The following is a 14,602-nucleotide window of genomic DNA, read 5'->3' on the forward strand; positions in this document are numbered from 1 at the left end:
GCCCCGACGGATCCGATCAGGTCCGGTGCGTCAGTGCCGGCCCGCGGCGGGGCGACCACCGAAGGGCCGGTCACCCGGTCGCCGCTCCGAGCGGCCGTCGGCCGGCCGGCCCGGGTGGCGGCGGTCGTCGAACCGCCGGTGGTCGCCGCGCTCGCCGAAGCGGCGGTGCTCGCCACGGTCGGCGAAGCGCCGGTCGTCGCCGCGCTCGCCGAAGCGCCGGTCGTCGCCGCGCTCGCCGAAGCGCCGGTCGTCGCCGCGCTCGCCGAAGCGCCGGTCGTCGGTGCGATCCCCAAAGCGTCGGTGATCGCCACCGGCCGAACGCCGGTCGTCGCCGCGCTCGCCGTACCGCCGGTGGTCGCCGCGCTCGCCGTACCGTCCGTGCTCGGCGCGCTCGCCGTGCCCCCGGTACGCCGGGCGGCGCGGACCGGAGGGGCGGCGCGGCTCGGGCTCGTCGCGGACCGGGACGCCACTCGGCTCGCGGGCGCCGGTCAACTCGGCCAGGGCCGGATCACCGGCCCGGACCCGGGTCTGCGCCGGCTCGACGCCGGCCCTCTCGAGCATCGCGAGGGTGGTGCGCCGCTGCTTCGGGAGGACCAGGGTCGCCACCGCGCCGGACTCGCCCGCCCGCGCGGTACGCCCCGCCCGGTGCAGGTAGTCCTTCGGGTCCTTCGGCGGGTCGACGTGCAGCACGAGCGAGACGCCGTCGACGTGGATGCCGCGCGCCGCCACGTCGGTGGCGACCAGGACGTTCGTCCGGCCCTCGCGGAACTCGGCGAGGGTGCGGGTGCGCATCCGCTGGGTCTTGCCGCCGTGCAGGCCCCCCGCCCGTACGCCGACCGCGGCCAACTGCTGCACCAGCCGGTCGACGCCGAGCTGGGTACGGGCGAACACCATCGTGCGCCCCTCCCGGGCCGCGATGGACGCGGCGACGGGGAACTTGTCGTGCGGCGGGATCAGCAGGAGGTGGTGGTCCATGGTGGACACGGCCGCCGTGGGCGGGGCGGTGGAGTGGGTCACCGGGTCGGTCATGAACCGCTTGACCAGCGCGTCCACGTCACCGTCCAGAGTGGCCGAGAAGAGCAGGCGCTGCGCGTCGGCGGGGGTCTTCGCCAGCAGCTCGGTCACCTCGGGCAGGAAGCCCATGTCGGCCATCTGGTCCGCCTCGTCCAGCACGGTGACCTCGACGTCCTCGAGGCGGCACACGCCCCGGTCGATGAGGTCCCCGAGCCGGCCGGGGGTGGCCACGACGACCTCCACCCCGCGGCGCAGGGCGTCGATCTGCCGGTCGTACGGCACGCCGCCGACCGCGGTCTTGAGGAACACGCCGACGGCCTTGCCGAGCGGGAGCAGGGCGTCGTTGACCTGCATGGCGAGTTCGCGGGTCGGCACCAGGACGAGGGCGCGCGGGTGCAGGGGCCGGGCCGGTCGCCGGTCGGCCACCCGGGCCAGCAGGGGCAGGCCGAAGGCCAGGGTCTTGCCGGAGCCCGTCTGGCCGCGCCCGAGCACGTCGCGGCCGGCCAGGGCGTCCGGCATGGTGGCGCGTTGGATCTCGAACGGCGTGGTGATGCCCTGCCGGGACAGGGCCCGGACCAGCGGCTGGGGCAGCCCGAGGGCGGCGAAGTCGATCGTGGTGTCGGCGGCGGACGAGGTCGTGCCAGGGTCGAACGAGGTGGTCAAGAAAGGCCTTTCGAGCGGGGCGCATCTTCGCGATGGCCCGCCGCGGCTGCACGCCGCCGGATCGCCCGCAAGACCGCCCATGGGCGCGCGTTGAGGCGCGCCGGGTCAATGATCTCCACCAGTGTACGGCGGTCCGCCCGGACCGCCACGTCGTCGCGGAGCCGTAGTGGGGCGGCTCACCCGGCCCTCACCGGCTCAGGATGTCGCCCACCAGCCCGTCCATCGCGTCGTTGGCGAGCAGGACGACCAGCACGCTGATCGCCACCAGCAGCCCCACCGACACGGCCAGGACGAGCACCACGCGGGCGTGGCTGGACCGCTCCTCGGCCGGCGTCTCCGTCCAGCCCTGGGCGAGGATGTGCCCGGTGAGGGAACCGGACGTCTCGAGCGGGTTCGCCGGGAAGGCGACGGTGGCGAAGCCCGGGCCGTCCGATCCGGCGCCGTAGATCGAGCCCAGATCGCCCTCGTGCCGGTCCGGCCGGCCGGCCCACGGACCGCCCGCGGGTGCGGTCGGCGGACTGCCGGCGGCGTCGCGCGGGCCGGGAACCGCCGGCGGTGCCGGCACGGCGGCGCGTCCGGTGAGCGGTGCCGGCTGCCCGGCCGCCACGGCGGACCAGGAGGTCGCGGGCGGCGGCGGGAACGGGGGCGACGGCATCGGGCCGGGCGGTGGCGGGGGCGCGGGCACCGGCGGGCCGGGTGGCGGCGCGGGCGGGCCCGGCACGGGCGGGACCGGGCCGGGCGTCGGTCGCGGCGGAATCGGGCCGGGCGGGTACGGACCCGGGGCGGGCGGCGTCGGGCCGGGCACCGGTGGGGTGGGCGACGGCGGGGTCGGCCCGGGGACGGGTGGCGCGGGCGCCGGCTCCGGTTCCGGAACCGGAGGCTTGGGCGGTTGCGCCGGCTCCGGCGGCTGCGCCGGTTCGGGGGGCTCCGGGTTGACCGGCCCGGCCCGGTAGATCCGCGCCTCCCCGGTGGCCGACCGGATGGCCGCCGCCTCGACGGCCGAGACCCGGCTCGCCCCGGGCACCGACACGCTGGCCCGCGCGGCCCCACCGTCCTCGGGCACCCCGTCGGCGTGCCCGCCGTCCCGGGCGTCGTCCGGTCCGGTGTCGTCGGCCGCCCGGGGGCCGGGCGCGTCCGGCTCGTCGGGGGCCGGTGCCCGTCCGCTGTCCGGGTCGGAAGCGTTGGCGCGCTGGCCGGGCACCCCCGGCGACGGTACGGCGGCGGAGCCGGTCGCCCGGTAGGTCGTCGCGGCCGTGGCGCTCGGGACCACGCCGCCCGGAGGCGGGGCGACCGCGGTGGCGACGCTGACCCGCCCACGCGTGGCGGCGGACGCCGCCGACCAGGGTGGGGCCTCGTCTGCGTCGGGGGTCGGGAGGTCCCCGGCGGAGTCGGGCACGGAGGTCGTTCCCGGGACGTCGCCGCCCGGCTCGCCGGACTGGCCGGTGAGGTCGGGGGCGGACGGATCCACCGGGACGTTCTGCTCGGCCATGCTCGCCCTCCGCGCCACGCTCGCACCCGGATCCGTGACGGCGGACCGGGCGTGCCTGAGTCTCACCGTGCCACATTCCGACCCGACCGCACAGCCGGAGTCGGTACCGGACGGCGACCCGTACGCGTCGCGTCAGCTGCCGGTGCTCGCCGACGCGCTGGCCGAGGCGCTGGTCGACGGCGTCGAACTGCTCGCCGCCGTGGTCGGGACGGCGCGGCTGGTCGTCGTCCCCGGCGACGGTGACGAGGGCTCGCTCGCGGGACTCGACGGGGCGCCGGGCTGCGGGGTGGGCGTGCTGCGCGTCGGCGACGGCGTCGGCGAGACCGACCCGGACGGGGTCGCCGACGGCGAGGTGGACGGCGAGGTGGACGGCGAGGTGGACGGCGAGGTGGACGGCGAGGTGGACGGCGAGGTGGACGGTGAAGTGGACGGCGAGGTGGACGGCGAGGGGGACGTGCTGGGCGACGTCGTGGTCGACGGGGTCGGCCTGGGCGTGGCCGGCGGCGTCGGGGAGGCCGGTGTGGCCGGCGTCGGGGGCGGTGTGGTCGGCGCGGGGACCCCGCCGACGACCCGGGTGGCCGCGTAGAGGCGGGACCAGCGCACCGTCGAGATCTTGACCACGTCGCCGGTGCTCGGGGCGTGGATCATCTTGCCGCCGCCCACGTACATCCCGATGTGGTGGATGCTGGTCCAGCTCGACCCGGAGGCGAAGAAGAGCAGGTCGCCGGGGAGCAGGGCGGTGCGGGCCACCGACCGGTGCCGGGTCGCGAAGTACTGGTCGCGGGAGACCCGCGGGAGGTCGTAGTAGCCGGCCGACCGGTACGCGGCCCAGATGAGGCCCGAGCAGTCGAACCGGTCCGGACCCTCGGCGGCCCACAGGTACGGGTCGCCGAGCTGTGCCTTTGCGTACGCGAGCGCCTTGACCGCGACCGGGTGCGCGGCCAGCCCGTTCGCCGTCTCGTCGGCGATGTAGCCGGCGCCGAGGGCCTGCTCCGCGGCCTCCTGCTGGCGCTCCAGCTCGATCAGCTGCGCCGCGTTGTCCGTGCGCAGCTTGGCGAGCTTCACCTCCTCGGCGCGCAGCGCCTGCTCGCCCGCCGTGTACGCCGTGCGGGCGCCCTGCACCCGGCTCTGCGCGGCCGCGAGGGCCTGCTGGGCGGCCTGCTCGCCGGTGCGGGCCCGGTTGAGCTCGCGGGTCGCGGCGGTGGTGTCCCCGCCCTCGACCTCCTCGCCGCGGGTGATCCGGGAGAGCTGGCTCAGGTCGTGCAGGTCGGTCGCGAACTCGGCGGGCGGCAGCGCCGCGGCGGCCTTGATCGCGTCGGCGACGGCGCTGTCGGCCCGCTCCTGGGCCCGGGCCAGCGCGTCCCGCGCCAGGGTGAGGTCCCGCTCGGCGGTGACGAGCTGCGCCTCGCCCTCGGTGCGTTTCTGCCGCAGCAGGAGCAGTTCGTCGCCGAGCTGGCCGACGCGCGCCTCGGCGGCGTAGATCTGCGCGGCGAGCGGGCCGTTGACGAGGTTGGTGACGGGCGTGCCGACGGCACCGGGCGTGGGGACGAGCGGCACGCCGCCGGGCAGGCTGAGCGGGCCGGACACGACCGGGCGGGCGCCCGCGTCCGGCACGGTGGTGGGCAGGGCCGGCTCGGCGTAGGCGGGGGTGCACAGCACGGCGGCGGCGACGGCCCCGAGGAGGGCGGACCAGAGCTTCGGACGGAGCACCGGTGAGATCACCGGACTCCGTCGACCCGGCCGTCGTCCGTACCTGCTGTCGGCCATTCCGCTCCCCGTCCGGTGCTGTTGCCGCGCTTGGTGCGCGTGGCGCCAGGACGCTACCAGTGGTGTGTGTCGCGCCCCACCCTGTCTTACCGCACGCGGGCAGCGATGTCGATGTGTCGCCGGGTTACGGGTCGCTGAGAACGCGGTGAAGTGCGTCGCTGCCCGCCGACCGCGCTGCCGGCGGTTCGGCCGGCCGACGTAGGCTCGATCGGGACCGCAGGTGGAAGGGACGTGGCTGGACATGGACGCCGGACTCAAGCGTGAGCTCGAAGCGAAGGTGTACGCCGGCGAGCGGCTGACCCGGGAGGACGGGATCGCGCTCTACGAGTGCGACGACCTCGCCTGGCTGGGCCGGCTGGCGCACCACCGCCGCACCGAGCTGAACGGCGACCGGGTGATGTTCAACGTCAACCGGCACCTCAACCTGACCAACGTGTGCAGCGCGAGCTGCGCGTACTGCTCGTTCCAGCGCAAGCCGGGTGAGAAGGACGCGTACACGATGCGCATCGACGAGGCGGTCCGCAAGGCCAAGGAGATGGAGGACGAGCAGCTCACCGAGCTGCACATCGTCAACGGCCTGCACCCGACGCTGCCCTGGCGCTACTACCCGAAGGTGCTGCGCGAGCTGAAGGGCGCCCTGCCGAACGTCAAGCTGAAGGCGTTCACCGCGACCGAGGTGCAGTGGTTCGAGAAGATCAGCGGCCTCTCCGCCGACGAGATCCTCGACGAGCTGATGGACGCCGGCCTGGAGTCGCTGACCGGTGGCGGCGCGGAGATCTTCGACTGGGAGGTCCGGCAGCACATCGTCGACCACGCCTGCCACTGGGAGGACTGGTCGCGGATCCACCGGCTGGCGCACAGCAAGGGCATGAAGACGCCGTCGACCATGCTGTACGGGCACATCGAGGAACCCCGGCACCGGGTCGACCACGTGCTGCGGCTGCGCGAGCTCCAGGACGAGACCGGCGGCTTCGTGGTCTTCATCCCGCTGCGCTACCAGCACGACTTCGTCGACTCGGCGGACGGCAAGATCCGCAACCGGATCCAGGCCCGCACGACGATGGCGTCGCCGGCCGAGTCGCTGAAGACCTTCGCCGTCTCCCGGTTGCTCTTCGACAACGTCCCGCACGTGAAGTGCTTCTGGGTGATGCACGGCCTGTCGGTGGCCCAGCTCTCGCTGAACTTCGGGGTGGACGACCTGGACGGCTCGGTCGTGGAATACAAGATCACCCACGACGCCGACGCGTACGGCACGCCGAACACCATGCACCGCGACGACCTGCTGCACCTGATCTGGGACGCCGGCTTCCGCCCGGTCGAGCGGAACACCCGCTACGAGGTGGTGCGCGAGTACGACGCCGCGCCGACGCTGGCGGAGCGGCGTGCCGAGCCGCAGCAGGTCTGGGCCTGAGCGCCGCGTACCCTCGTAGGGCCATGACCGAGCAGCAGAGCGGCTTTCCCCGGCGCGACGCCGACGGGCGCATCCTGACCCTGGGCGATCTGCTCGGGGTCAGTCTGGCCGGCCTGGTCGTCGGGCTGCTGGCGGTGGTGCTCTTCGACTGGGCCTTCGCCTTGTTCGGCGCCGGGGAGTTCGGCCGGGCCAACGGGTGGCTGGCGGTGATCCTGCCGGTGTGGCTCTACTGGGAGGACTTCCGCGCCTGGGAGTTCGGCGCCGCCCGGATCGTGACCGCGCTGGCCGCCGGCGCGGTGGCGGTGACGGCGGGGCTGGTGGTGGCCGGCCTGGCCGCCGGGCTGCCGCCGCTGCTGTCCGGCGCGCTGGGCGCGGCGGCCTTCACCGTCGCGTACGCGGTGGTGTGGTTCCCCGGCGTACGGTGGCTGGCCCGCCGGACGGGCTGAGGCCGCCGCCCGACCGGCGGCGGAGAACGGAGTACGCAGATGAGCGCGGCGGTCAAGTACACGCTGGGCCGGATCGGGCTGTTCGTCATCGTGCTGGCGGCCCTCTGGTTCGTCGAGATGAACCTGTTCCTCAAGCTGATGCTGGCCCTGGTGTTCTCGGCGGCCGCCTCCTTCTTCCTGCTGAGAGGCTGGCGGGACGAGATGGCCGAGGAGATGGCCGCCGCCGCCGAGCGGCGCCGCTCCGAGAAGGAACGCCTCCGGTCCGCCCTGGCCGGCGAGGACGAGGAGCCGAGGAACAACCCCTGACCGGGAGGGCGCCGGCGCCCTCCCGGCCGGGGTCCGTCACCAGTTGGTGCTGCCCGGCACGTGCGGCCAGGGCAGACGTTCGGGCTTGATCAGGTAGGCCACCCCGCCGGAGCCGCCGGAGACGCCGCCGCTGGCGTTGATCCGCTTGGTCCGCAGCCAGATCTGCTCGAACTGCTCCCGCTGGTAGACGTTGCGGACCTCGTCGTTGCTGGACGAGGCGGGGTCGTTGACGATCACGTCACCGTCGGCGGTGAACCCGACCACCACGAACAGGTGCCCGGACGTGCCGTAGTTGGCCCCGTCCAGTTCGCTGGCGAGGAACGACTGGCTGGTCACCACCGGGATGCCGGCGGCGATGAAGCGCTCCACCTCGTCCAGCGAGTGCAGCCGGGTGACCCGCCCCTCCAGGCCCGGGAAGCTGGCGGCGTACGCGGTGTTGAACGGCCAGTTCCCGGCGCCGTCGTAGGTGTAGTCGTAGACCATCCGGGCGGCGTGGTTGACCGTCGGGTCCGGGTATGTCGGGTCCACCCAGGCGGTGTCCTCCTCGGACGCCTTCCGGCCCCAGTACTCGATCACCATGGTGGTGGAGGTGGGGGAGCACCAGGCCTGGCCGCCGCCGTCGTACTCCGGGTAGTGGCCGGTGTGGACGTTCTGCGAGTAGCGCGGCACCGGCAGTTCGACACCCCAGGCGATGCCGCCGGCGCTCGGCGTGACGGTGAACCGGTCCGGGACGAAGGAGCTCATCGCGCCGAGCGTGCGCACCAGCGGCGAGGCCTGCTGGCCGGGCGCCCGGTAGAGGGTGAGCCGCAGCTGGTACGAGCGCAGCAGCACCCCGGCGTCGGCGTCGTCGATGCTGAAGGTGTCGGTCCAGATGGTCGACCAGGGGTCACCCTGCCGGTTCACGCTGGTGCGCTTGATGTCGGCGTCGCCGGAGGCCCACCGGCCCATGACGTACCAGGGGGTCTGCCCACCGGTGTTGTACGTGCCCTGCAGCTCGATCTGGATCCAGGTGCCGGCCGGGGTGTCCGCGTTCCACGAGGCGACGAGTTCGCTGGCGTCGAAGCCGACCCGCGTCGACGGGGAGGTCCAGGTCGCGTACTCCCAGGTGCGGGTGACGCCGGTGTGCGGGTCGGTGTACTGCGTGGTGCCGGCCGGGCGGGCCAGGGTGAGGCCGGGGCGTGCGCCGGGCACGGCCCGGGTTCCGGCGTGGCTGCCCCGACGCCAGTCCGGGTACCGCGACCACTCGTGGAAGGTGATCTGCTCGTCGTGAACGGACGGCCGGCCGGCCGGTGCCGCGACCGGCGTCGCGTGGGCGGGTGTCGTCGTGCCGAGGAGGGCGAGCGCCGTGAGGCCGGCGAGTGCGGCGGCGCGGAGGCGTGGTCTGGGCATCGGTACTCCACGGGAGAGGTGGGCATCGTTGCCGGTCAGTGTCCCGCTCGGAAGTAAGTTTCGCCATAGGTTGGTGGATAGAAAATCCTTGCCGGGATGAGGATCCGGCTGACATGGAAAGTAGAGATGGATGGATGTTGATATGACCATGTGACGGGTGGTGGAGTGTGCTCCACCGAGCGGGAAAGATCTCCCGCGCCTCCCAGGAGGTTGTCCATGGCCTTCCGCACCCCCACCCTCCGCCGCCGCCTCGCCCTCGCCATCGCCGCGGGGCTCGGCCTGCTCACCCTCGCCGCGCCGCCGGTCTCCGCGGAACCGGCCCCGGACCGCTCCGGAGAACCGGCCGCCGTGCCCTACCGGGTGCTCGGCCCGCGTACGCTCGCCGACCGCAGCGCGGTCGCCCGCACCGGCGCCTCGATCGACTACTCCGAGCACGGTGTCCTGCACGTCTCGGCCACCCGCGCCGAGGCCGCCGCCATCACCCGGCTCGGCTTCCGGTTGGAGGCGATCGCCGCACTGCCCACCGACCGCGGCGCCGCCGACGGGGAGATCGGCACCCTCGACTTCCCGCCCGCCGACTCGAACTACCACAACTACGCCGAGCTGACGGCGGTCGTGAACAAGGTCGTGGCCGACCACCCGACCATCGCCCGGAAGATCAGCATCGGCAGCTCCCACGAGGGCCGGGACCTGATGGCGGTGAAGATCTCCGACAACGTCGCCACCGACGAGAGCGAGCCGGAGATCCTCTTCAACTCGCAGCAGCACGCCCGCGAGCACCTGACCGTGGAGATGGCGGTCTACCTGCTCAACCTGTTCACCGACAGCTACGGCAGCGACTCCCGGATCACCAGCGTCGTCAACAGCCGGGAACTGTGGATCGTGCCGACGGTGAACCCGGACGGCAGCGAGTACGACGTGGCCACCGGCTCGTACCGGTCCTGGCGGAAGAACCGGCAGCCGAACAGCGGCTCGTCGTACGTCGGCACCGACCTCAACCGCAACTGGTCCTACCAGTGGGGCTGCTGCGGGGGCTCGTCCGGCTCCACCTCGTCGGACACCTACCGGGGCCCGTCGCCGTTCTCGGCGCCGGAGACGAGCGCGCTGCGCAACTTCGTCAACAGCCGGGTCGTCGGCGGCGTGCAGCAGATCAAGACCAACATCGACTTCCACACCTACTCCGAGCTGGTGCTGTGGCCGTTCGGCTACACGTACAACAACACCGCCCCGGGCATGACCACCGACCAGTACAACACCTTCGCCACCATCGGCCAGCAGATGGCGGCCACCAACGGCTACACCCCGGAGCAGTCCAGCGACCTCTACATCGCCGACGGCACCAGCATCGACTGGATGTGGGGGCAGCACGGCATCTGGGCGTACACCTTCGAGATGTACCCGGGCTCGGCCTCCGGTGGCGGCTTCTACCCGCCCGACGAGGTAATCGGGCGGGAGACCTCGCGCAACCGCGACGCGGTGCTGATCCTCGCCGAGTACGCCGACTGCCCGTACCGGGCGATCAACAAGCAGGCGCAGTACTGCGGCGGCGGTGGCGGCACCACGGTCTGGTCGGACACCTTCGAGACCGCGACCGGCTGGACGATCAACCCGAACGGGACCGACACCGCCACCACGGGCCAGTGGGAGCGGGGCGCCGCACAGGCCACCACCTCCAGCGGGGCCAAGCAGCTCACCCCGTACGCGGGCAGCAACGACCTGGTCACCGGCCGGCTGGCCGGCGCCGGGGCGGGCGACTACGACATCGACGGCGGCGTCACCAGCGCCCGTTCCCCGGCGGTGACCCTGCCGTCGAGCGGCACGCTGACGCTGTCGCTGGCCTGGTACCTGGCACACGGCTCGAACGCGTCCTCCGCGGACTACCTGCGGGTCAGCGTCGTGCACAACGGCGGCACCACCACCCTGCTCAACCAGGCCGGCGCGGCGACCAACCGCAACGGCTCCTGGGCGGTGGCGAACCTCAACCTGACCCCGTACGCCGGGCAGTCCGTCCGCATCCACGTGGAGGCGGCGGACGCCTCCGGGGCGAGCCTCGTCGAGGCGGCCGTGGACAACCTCACCATCACCGCCTCCTGAGAACGGATCGGGGCCCCGTCCCGCCCCCGGCGGGGCCCCGACCCCCTCTCGTCACAGGCCCGCGGCCAGCGGCGAGAGCGGTCCGGAGCGTGCGCTACCGTGCTAGTGCCTGTCCTCCCACGTGCCACCCGGCCCGTGCGGACAGGCACTACGACCACCCCGCAGCGAAGCCGGTGGGAAACCGGCGCTGTCCCGCAACTGTGATGCCCCGAGATCCGGGGACGAGCCAGGTCGCCTGCGCTGGGGGTCGCGAATCGCGCTCTCGAGGAAGGGCGCCTCGCGGACGGGCGCACCCGCTCCCTGTCGGCGAAGCACCACGCTCCTCGACCGACAGGAGGACCGATGTCCAGACGTACCCCCCGGCTCTTCGCCGCGACCCTCGCGGTGGCCGCGCTCGCCCTCGGCGCCTGCGCCGAGAAGACCTCCGACACCCCCGCGGCCGGCGGCAGCCCGTCGGCCGCCGCCTCGTACCCGGTGACGGTCGGCTCGCTCACCCTCGACCAGCGGCCGGAGAAGATCGTCTCGCTGTCGCCCACCGCCACCGAGATGCTCTTCGCGGTCGGTGCCGGCAAGCAGGTGACCGCCGTCGACGACAACTCCAACTATCCGGCCGAGGCGCCGAAGACCGATCTGTCCGGCTTCCAGCCGAACGCCGAGGCCATCGCCGCCAAGAGCCCCGACCTGGTGGTGCTCTCCGACGACCGCAACAAGGTCGTCGAGCAGCTGGCCAAGCTGAAGATCCCGGTCTTCCTCACCCCGGCCGCGACCACCCTCGACGACACCTACCGCCAGATCACCGAGCTGGGCACCCTCACCGGGCACCCGGCCGAGGCCGCCGACGTGGTCAAGCGGATGAAGGACGACATCGCGAAGCTGGTCGCCGACCTGCCCAAGCGGTCCGAGAAGCTCACCTACTTCCACGAGCTGGGCCCGGAGCTGTACACGGCCACCAGCAGGACCTTCATCGGCTCGCTCTACACCCTCGCCGGGCTGGAGAACATCGCCGACCCCGCCGACCCGGACGGCAAGAGCGGCGGCTACCCGCAGCTCTCCCAGGAGGTCATCGTCAAGGCGAACCCGGACTTCGTCTTCCTCGCCGACACCAAGTGCTGCCAGCAGAGCGCGGACACGGTCAAGGCCCGGCCCGGCTGGGCCGCGATCACGGCGGTGAAGAACAACCAGGTCGTCGCGCTGGATGACGACGTCGCCTCGCGCTGGGGCCCGCGCGTCGTCGACCTGCTGCGCACGATCATCGACGCGACCGCCAAGGTGCCCGCGTGACGCTCTCGCGGCGTTAACAGGGGACCCTTTCCATGCAGCAGGCGTTAACAAGGGGCCCTTCCTTCCGGCCGGCCGGGGCGCCGCAGGTATCCCGGCCGGCCGGGCTGCGGGCGCGGTGGGTCGTGGCAGGCGTGGCCGCGGTGGTGGTCGCGCTGGTCGCCGGCGTGTCGCTCGGCCCGGTCAGCCTGCCGCCGGGCAGCGTCGCGGTCGAGCTGCTCAACCTTCTTCCCGGGGTACGCCTCGACAGCGGGCTGACCGAGCGGGAGATCGCCATCGTCACCGAGCTGCGGCTGCCCCGGGCCGTGCTCGGCCTGCTGGTCGGGGGACTGCTCGCCCTGGCCGGCGGCGCGTACCAGGGCGTGTTCCGCAACCCCCTCGCGGACCCGTACCTGCTCGGCGCAGCCGCCGGGGCCGGTCTCGCGGTCACCGTCGTGATCACCGCCGGGGTGGGTGCCGGCGGTGCGCTGACCGGGCTGCCGGTCACCGTCCCGCTGGCCGCGTTCGTCGGCGCGATCGGGGCGGTCGTCATGACGTACCTGCTCGGCGCCGCCGGCGGCCGGAGCCGTTCCCCGGCGGCGCTGATCCTGGCCGGGGTGGCCGTCTCCGCGTTCCTCTCCGCCGGGCAGACGTACCTGCTGCAACAGAACTCGGACAACATCCAGCAGGTCTACTCGTGGCTGCTCGGGCGGCTCGCCACCGCCGGCTGGCACGACGTCCGGCTGGTCCTGCCGTACTTCCTGCTCACCGCCGTGGTGGTGCTGATGCACCGCCGCGAGCTGGACGTGCTCTCCGTCGGCGACGACGAGGCGACCGGCCTGGGCCTGCACCCGCAACGGTCCCGGTACCTGCTGATCGTCGCCGCCTCGCTCGGCACCGCCGCCGCGGTCTCCGCGTCCGGGCTGATCGGTTTCGTCGGGATCATCGTCCCGCACACCGTACGGCTGCTCGCCGGCTCCAGCTACCGGGTGATCCTGCCGCTGTCGCTGCTCTTCGGCGGGGCGTTCCTGGCGCTGACCGACGTGGTGGCCCGGACGGCCGCCGCCCCGGAGGAGATTCCCATCGGTGTGGTCACCGCCCTGCTGGGCGGCCCGTTCTTCGTCCTGGTCCTGCGCACCACGCGACGGATGCTCGGATGACCGGCCCACCGCGCGGCTCCGACCTGCCCGCCGGCGCCGGGGCGCCCGCCGTCGAGGTGCGTGCCCTGCACGTCCGTCTGGACGGCGTGCCGATCCTCGGCGGTGTCGACCTGACCGTCGCCGCCGGCGAGTGGGTCACCGTGATCGGCCCCAACGGCGCCGGCAAGTCGACCCTGCTGCGGGCCGTCGGCGGCCTGCTGCCCGCCCCGGGCGCGGTCACCCTCTTCGGTACGCCCATCCAGGCGATGCGCCGCCGCGACCGGGCCCGGGTGGTGGCCACCGTGGCGCAGTCCCCGGTGGTGCCGCCCGGCATGTCGGTGCTGGACTACGTGCTGCTCGGCCGTACCCCCTACATCCCGCCGCTGGGCCGGGAGTCCGCCGCCGACGTGGCCGCCGCGCACGACGTCCTCGGCCGGCTGGACCTGGCCGGCTTTCACACCCGGGAGCTGGCCACCCTCTCCGGCGGCGAGCGGCAGCGGGTCTTCCTGGCCCGGGCGCTCGCCCAGGGCGCCACCCTGCTGCTGCTGGACGAGCCGACCAGCGCCCTGGACATCGGCCACCAGCAGGAGGTCCTCGAACTGGTCGACCAGCTCCGGCGCGAGCACGGCCTGACCGTGCTCGCCACCATGCACGACCTCTCCATCGCCGGCGAGTACGCCGACCGCATGGTGCTCCTCGCCGACGGCCGCGTCGCCGCCACCGGCACCCCCCGCGACGTCCTGACCGAAAAGCTGCTGTCCCGCCACTACCGCGCCACGGTCAAGGTCGTCGAGGGCGACCACGGCCCGCTGGTCGTCCCCGTCCGCCGCTGACGCCACGGTCAGGGTCGCGGCGGCAGGGCTATCGTGTTGAAGAGGGCTCCCTGGGGGTCGCGGAGGGCGGTGTAGCGGCCGGCCGGGATGTCGCGCGGGGGCACCAGGACCGAGCCGCCCAGGGTGGCGGCGCGGGCGGCCGCCGCGTCGGCGTCGGCCACCCCGAAGTAGACCGACCAGTACGCGGGCGTGTCGGCCGGGAAGTCGCCCAGCGGCACGGTCATCCCGGCCACGATCCGGGCGCCGAGCCGCCAGGCGGTGTGGGCGGCGGCCGACTCCCCCGCCTGACCGTCCGGGTGCCAGCCGAAGACCAGCTCGTAGAAGACCTTCGCGCCGTCCGGGTCCGGGGTGACCAGCTCGGTCCAGCTCATCGCGCCGGGGACACCGAAGACCTCCCCGCCCGGCATCGCCATCGGCTGCCACACGCTGAAGGTCGCGCCCGCCGGGTCGCTGAACACCGCCATCCGGCCCCGGTCCAACACCTCGAAGGGCGGCACCACCACCTGCCCACCGGCCCGCTCGACGCGCCCGGCCACCAGGTCGGCGTCGTCGGTGGCGACGTACACCGACCAGATGGGCACCTGGTCGGGGATCGCCGGTGGCCCCGCCCCGGCCACCGCCCGGCCGTCCAGGAGGAAGACCGTGTAGCCGCCCGCCTCCGGCTCCGGCGCGATCTGTCCGGTCCAGCCGAACAGCTCCGGGTAGAAGCGCCGCGCGTCGGCGAGATCCGGCGTGGCAAGGTCGGTCCAGCACGGCGTACCCGACGGGACGGTGCTCACGTCGACCCCTCTCGG

12 protein-coding genes and 1 riboswitch are annotated in these 14,602 nt (G+C 73.7%); of the genes, 7 read left to right on the plus strand and 5 right to left on the minus strand.

The window, feature by feature from the left end:
• Positions 1-30: 30 nt before the first annotated feature.
• The 3 genes from AB0873_RS16875 to AB0873_RS16885 form a co-directional block, all read right to left on the minus strand.
• A complete protein-coding gene (locus tag AB0873_RS16875; protein ID WP_366600643.1) occupies positions 31-1,677 on the minus strand; it encodes a DEAD/DEAH box helicase in 1,647 nt (548 codons plus the stop codon).
• A 187-nt stretch (positions 1,678-1,864) separates the two neighbouring features.
• A complete protein-coding gene (locus AB0873_RS16880; RefSeq protein WP_366600644.1) occupies positions 1,865-3,166 on the minus strand; it encodes a hypothetical protein in 1,302 nt (433 codons plus the stop codon).
• A 132-nt stretch (positions 3,167-3,298) separates the two neighbouring features.
• Positions 3,299-4,933, minus strand: a complete 1,635-nt coding sequence (locus tag AB0873_RS16885; RefSeq protein ID WP_366600645.1) for an NlpC/P60 family protein — start codon at positions 4,931-4,933, stop codon at positions 3,299-3,301.
• A 241-nt stretch (positions 4,934-5,174) separates the two neighbouring features.
• On the opposite strand from AB0873_RS16885, the gene mqnE reads away from it, so the two are divergent.
• The 3 genes from mqnE to AB0873_RS16900 are packed head-to-tail and all read left to right on the plus strand — an operon-like array spanning position 5,175 to position 7,096.
• Positions 5,175-6,344 (plus strand): aminofutalosine synthase MqnE, encoded by a 1,170-nt coding sequence (mqnE, locus tag AB0873_RS16890; protein ID WP_366600688.1) that lies wholly within the window; start codon positions 5,175-5,177, stop codon positions 6,342-6,344.
• A gap of 23 nt (positions 6,345-6,367) precedes the next feature.
• A complete protein-coding gene (locus AB0873_RS16895; protein WP_366600646.1) occupies positions 6,368-6,790 on the plus strand; it encodes a hypothetical protein in 423 nt (140 codons plus the stop codon).
• A 39-nt stretch (positions 6,791-6,829) separates the two neighbouring features.
• A complete protein-coding gene (locus AB0873_RS16900; RefSeq protein ID WP_155329319.1) occupies positions 6,830-7,096 on the plus strand; it encodes a DUF4229 domain-containing protein in 267 nt (88 codons plus the stop codon).
• A gap of 36 nt (positions 7,097-7,132) precedes the next feature.
• Here AB0873_RS16900 and AB0873_RS16905 read toward each other — a convergent pair whose 3' ends face one another.
• On the minus strand, positions 7,133-8,485 hold the full coding sequence (locus AB0873_RS16905; RefSeq protein ID WP_366600647.1) for a C39 family peptidase: 1,353 nt from the start codon (positions 8,483-8,485) through the stop codon (positions 7,133-7,135).
• Between the two features lie 216 nt (positions 8,486-8,701).
• Between AB0873_RS16905 and AB0873_RS16910 the strand changes: the two genes are divergently transcribed.
• The 4 genes from AB0873_RS16910 to AB0873_RS16925 all read left to right on the plus strand — a co-directional run bounded on the left by AB0873_RS16910 (position 8,702) and on the right by AB0873_RS16925 (position 13,808).
• Positions 8,702-10,579, plus strand: a complete 1,878-nt coding sequence (locus AB0873_RS16910; protein ID WP_366600648.1) for a M14 family zinc carboxypeptidase — start codon at positions 8,702-8,704, stop codon at positions 10,577-10,579.
• A gap of 169 nt (positions 10,580-10,748) precedes the next feature.
• Positions 10,749-10,810: riboswitch (cobalamin riboswitch) on the plus strand.
• Positions 10,811-10,921: 111 nt separating this feature from the next.
• Positions 10,922-11,860, plus strand: coding sequence for an ABC transporter substrate-binding protein (locus AB0873_RS16915; RefSeq protein WP_366600649.1), 939 nt, complete (start codon positions 10,922-10,924; stop codon positions 11,858-11,860).
• Positions 11,861-11,892: 32 nt separating this feature from the next.
• Entirely contained in the window at positions 11,893-12,996 is a 1,104-nt protein-coding gene (locus tag AB0873_RS16920; protein WP_155329315.1) for an iron ABC transporter permease, read from the plus strand.
• Positions 12,993-13,808 (plus strand): ABC transporter ATP-binding protein, encoded by an 816-nt coding sequence (locus AB0873_RS16925; RefSeq protein WP_366600650.1) that lies wholly within the window; start codon positions 12,993-12,995, stop codon positions 13,806-13,808. The genes AB0873_RS16920 and AB0873_RS16925 overlap by 4 nt, the downstream gene beginning before the upstream one ends.
• Positions 13,809-13,816: 8 nt before the next feature.
• Here AB0873_RS16925 and AB0873_RS16930 read toward each other — a convergent pair whose 3' ends face one another.
• Positions 13,817-14,587 (minus strand): VOC family protein, encoded by a 771-nt coding sequence (locus tag AB0873_RS16930; protein WP_366600651.1) that lies wholly within the window; start codon positions 14,585-14,587, stop codon positions 13,817-13,819.
• Between the last annotated feature and the right edge of the window lie 15 nt (positions 14,588-14,602).

The sequence above is a fragment of the Micromonospora sp. NPDC047707 genome (assembly GCF_040704235.1).
Lineage (GTDB): Bacteria > Actinomycetota > Actinomycetes > Mycobacteriales > Micromonosporaceae > Micromonospora.

Excerpts from the sequence above, each read along its gene's own strand:
- AB0873_RS16905 (WP_366600647.1), bottom strand. The coding sequence starts at position 8,485 with ATGCCCAGACCACGCCTCCGCGCCGCCGCACTCGCCGGCCTCACGGCG.
- AB0873_RS16910 (WP_366600648.1), top strand. The coding sequence starts at position 8,702 with ATGGCCTTCCGCACCCCCACCCTCCGCCGCCGCCTCGCCCTCGCCATC.
- AB0873_RS16880 (WP_366600644.1), bottom strand. The coding sequence starts at position 3,166 with ATGGCCGAGCAGAACGTCCCGGTGGATCCGTCCGCCCCCGACCTCACC.
- AB0873_RS16885 (WP_366600645.1), bottom strand. The coding sequence starts at position 4,933 with ATGGCCGACAGCAGGTACGGACGACGGCCGGGTCGACGGAGTCCGGTG.
- AB0873_RS16915 (WP_366600649.1), top strand. The coding sequence starts at position 10,922 with ATGTCCAGACGTACCCCCCGGCTCTTCGCCGCGACCCTCGCGGTGGCC.
- AB0873_RS16920 (WP_155329315.1), top strand. The coding sequence starts at position 11,893 with ATGCAGCAGGCGTTAACAAGGGGCCCTTCCTTCCGGCCGGCCGGGGCG.
- AB0873_RS16895 (WP_366600646.1), top strand. The coding sequence starts at position 6,368 with ATGACCGAGCAGCAGAGCGGCTTTCCCCGGCGCGACGCCGACGGGCGC.
- mqnE (WP_366600688.1), top strand. The coding sequence starts at position 5,175 with ATGGACGCCGGACTCAAGCGTGAGCTCGAAGCGAAGGTGTACGCCGGC.
- AB0873_RS16900 (WP_155329319.1), top strand. The coding sequence starts at position 6,830 with ATGAGCGCGGCGGTCAAGTACACGCTGGGCCGGATCGGGCTGTTCGTC.
- AB0873_RS16925 (WP_366600650.1), top strand. The coding sequence starts at position 12,993 with ATGACCGGCCCACCGCGCGGCTCCGACCTGCCCGCCGGCGCCGGGGCG.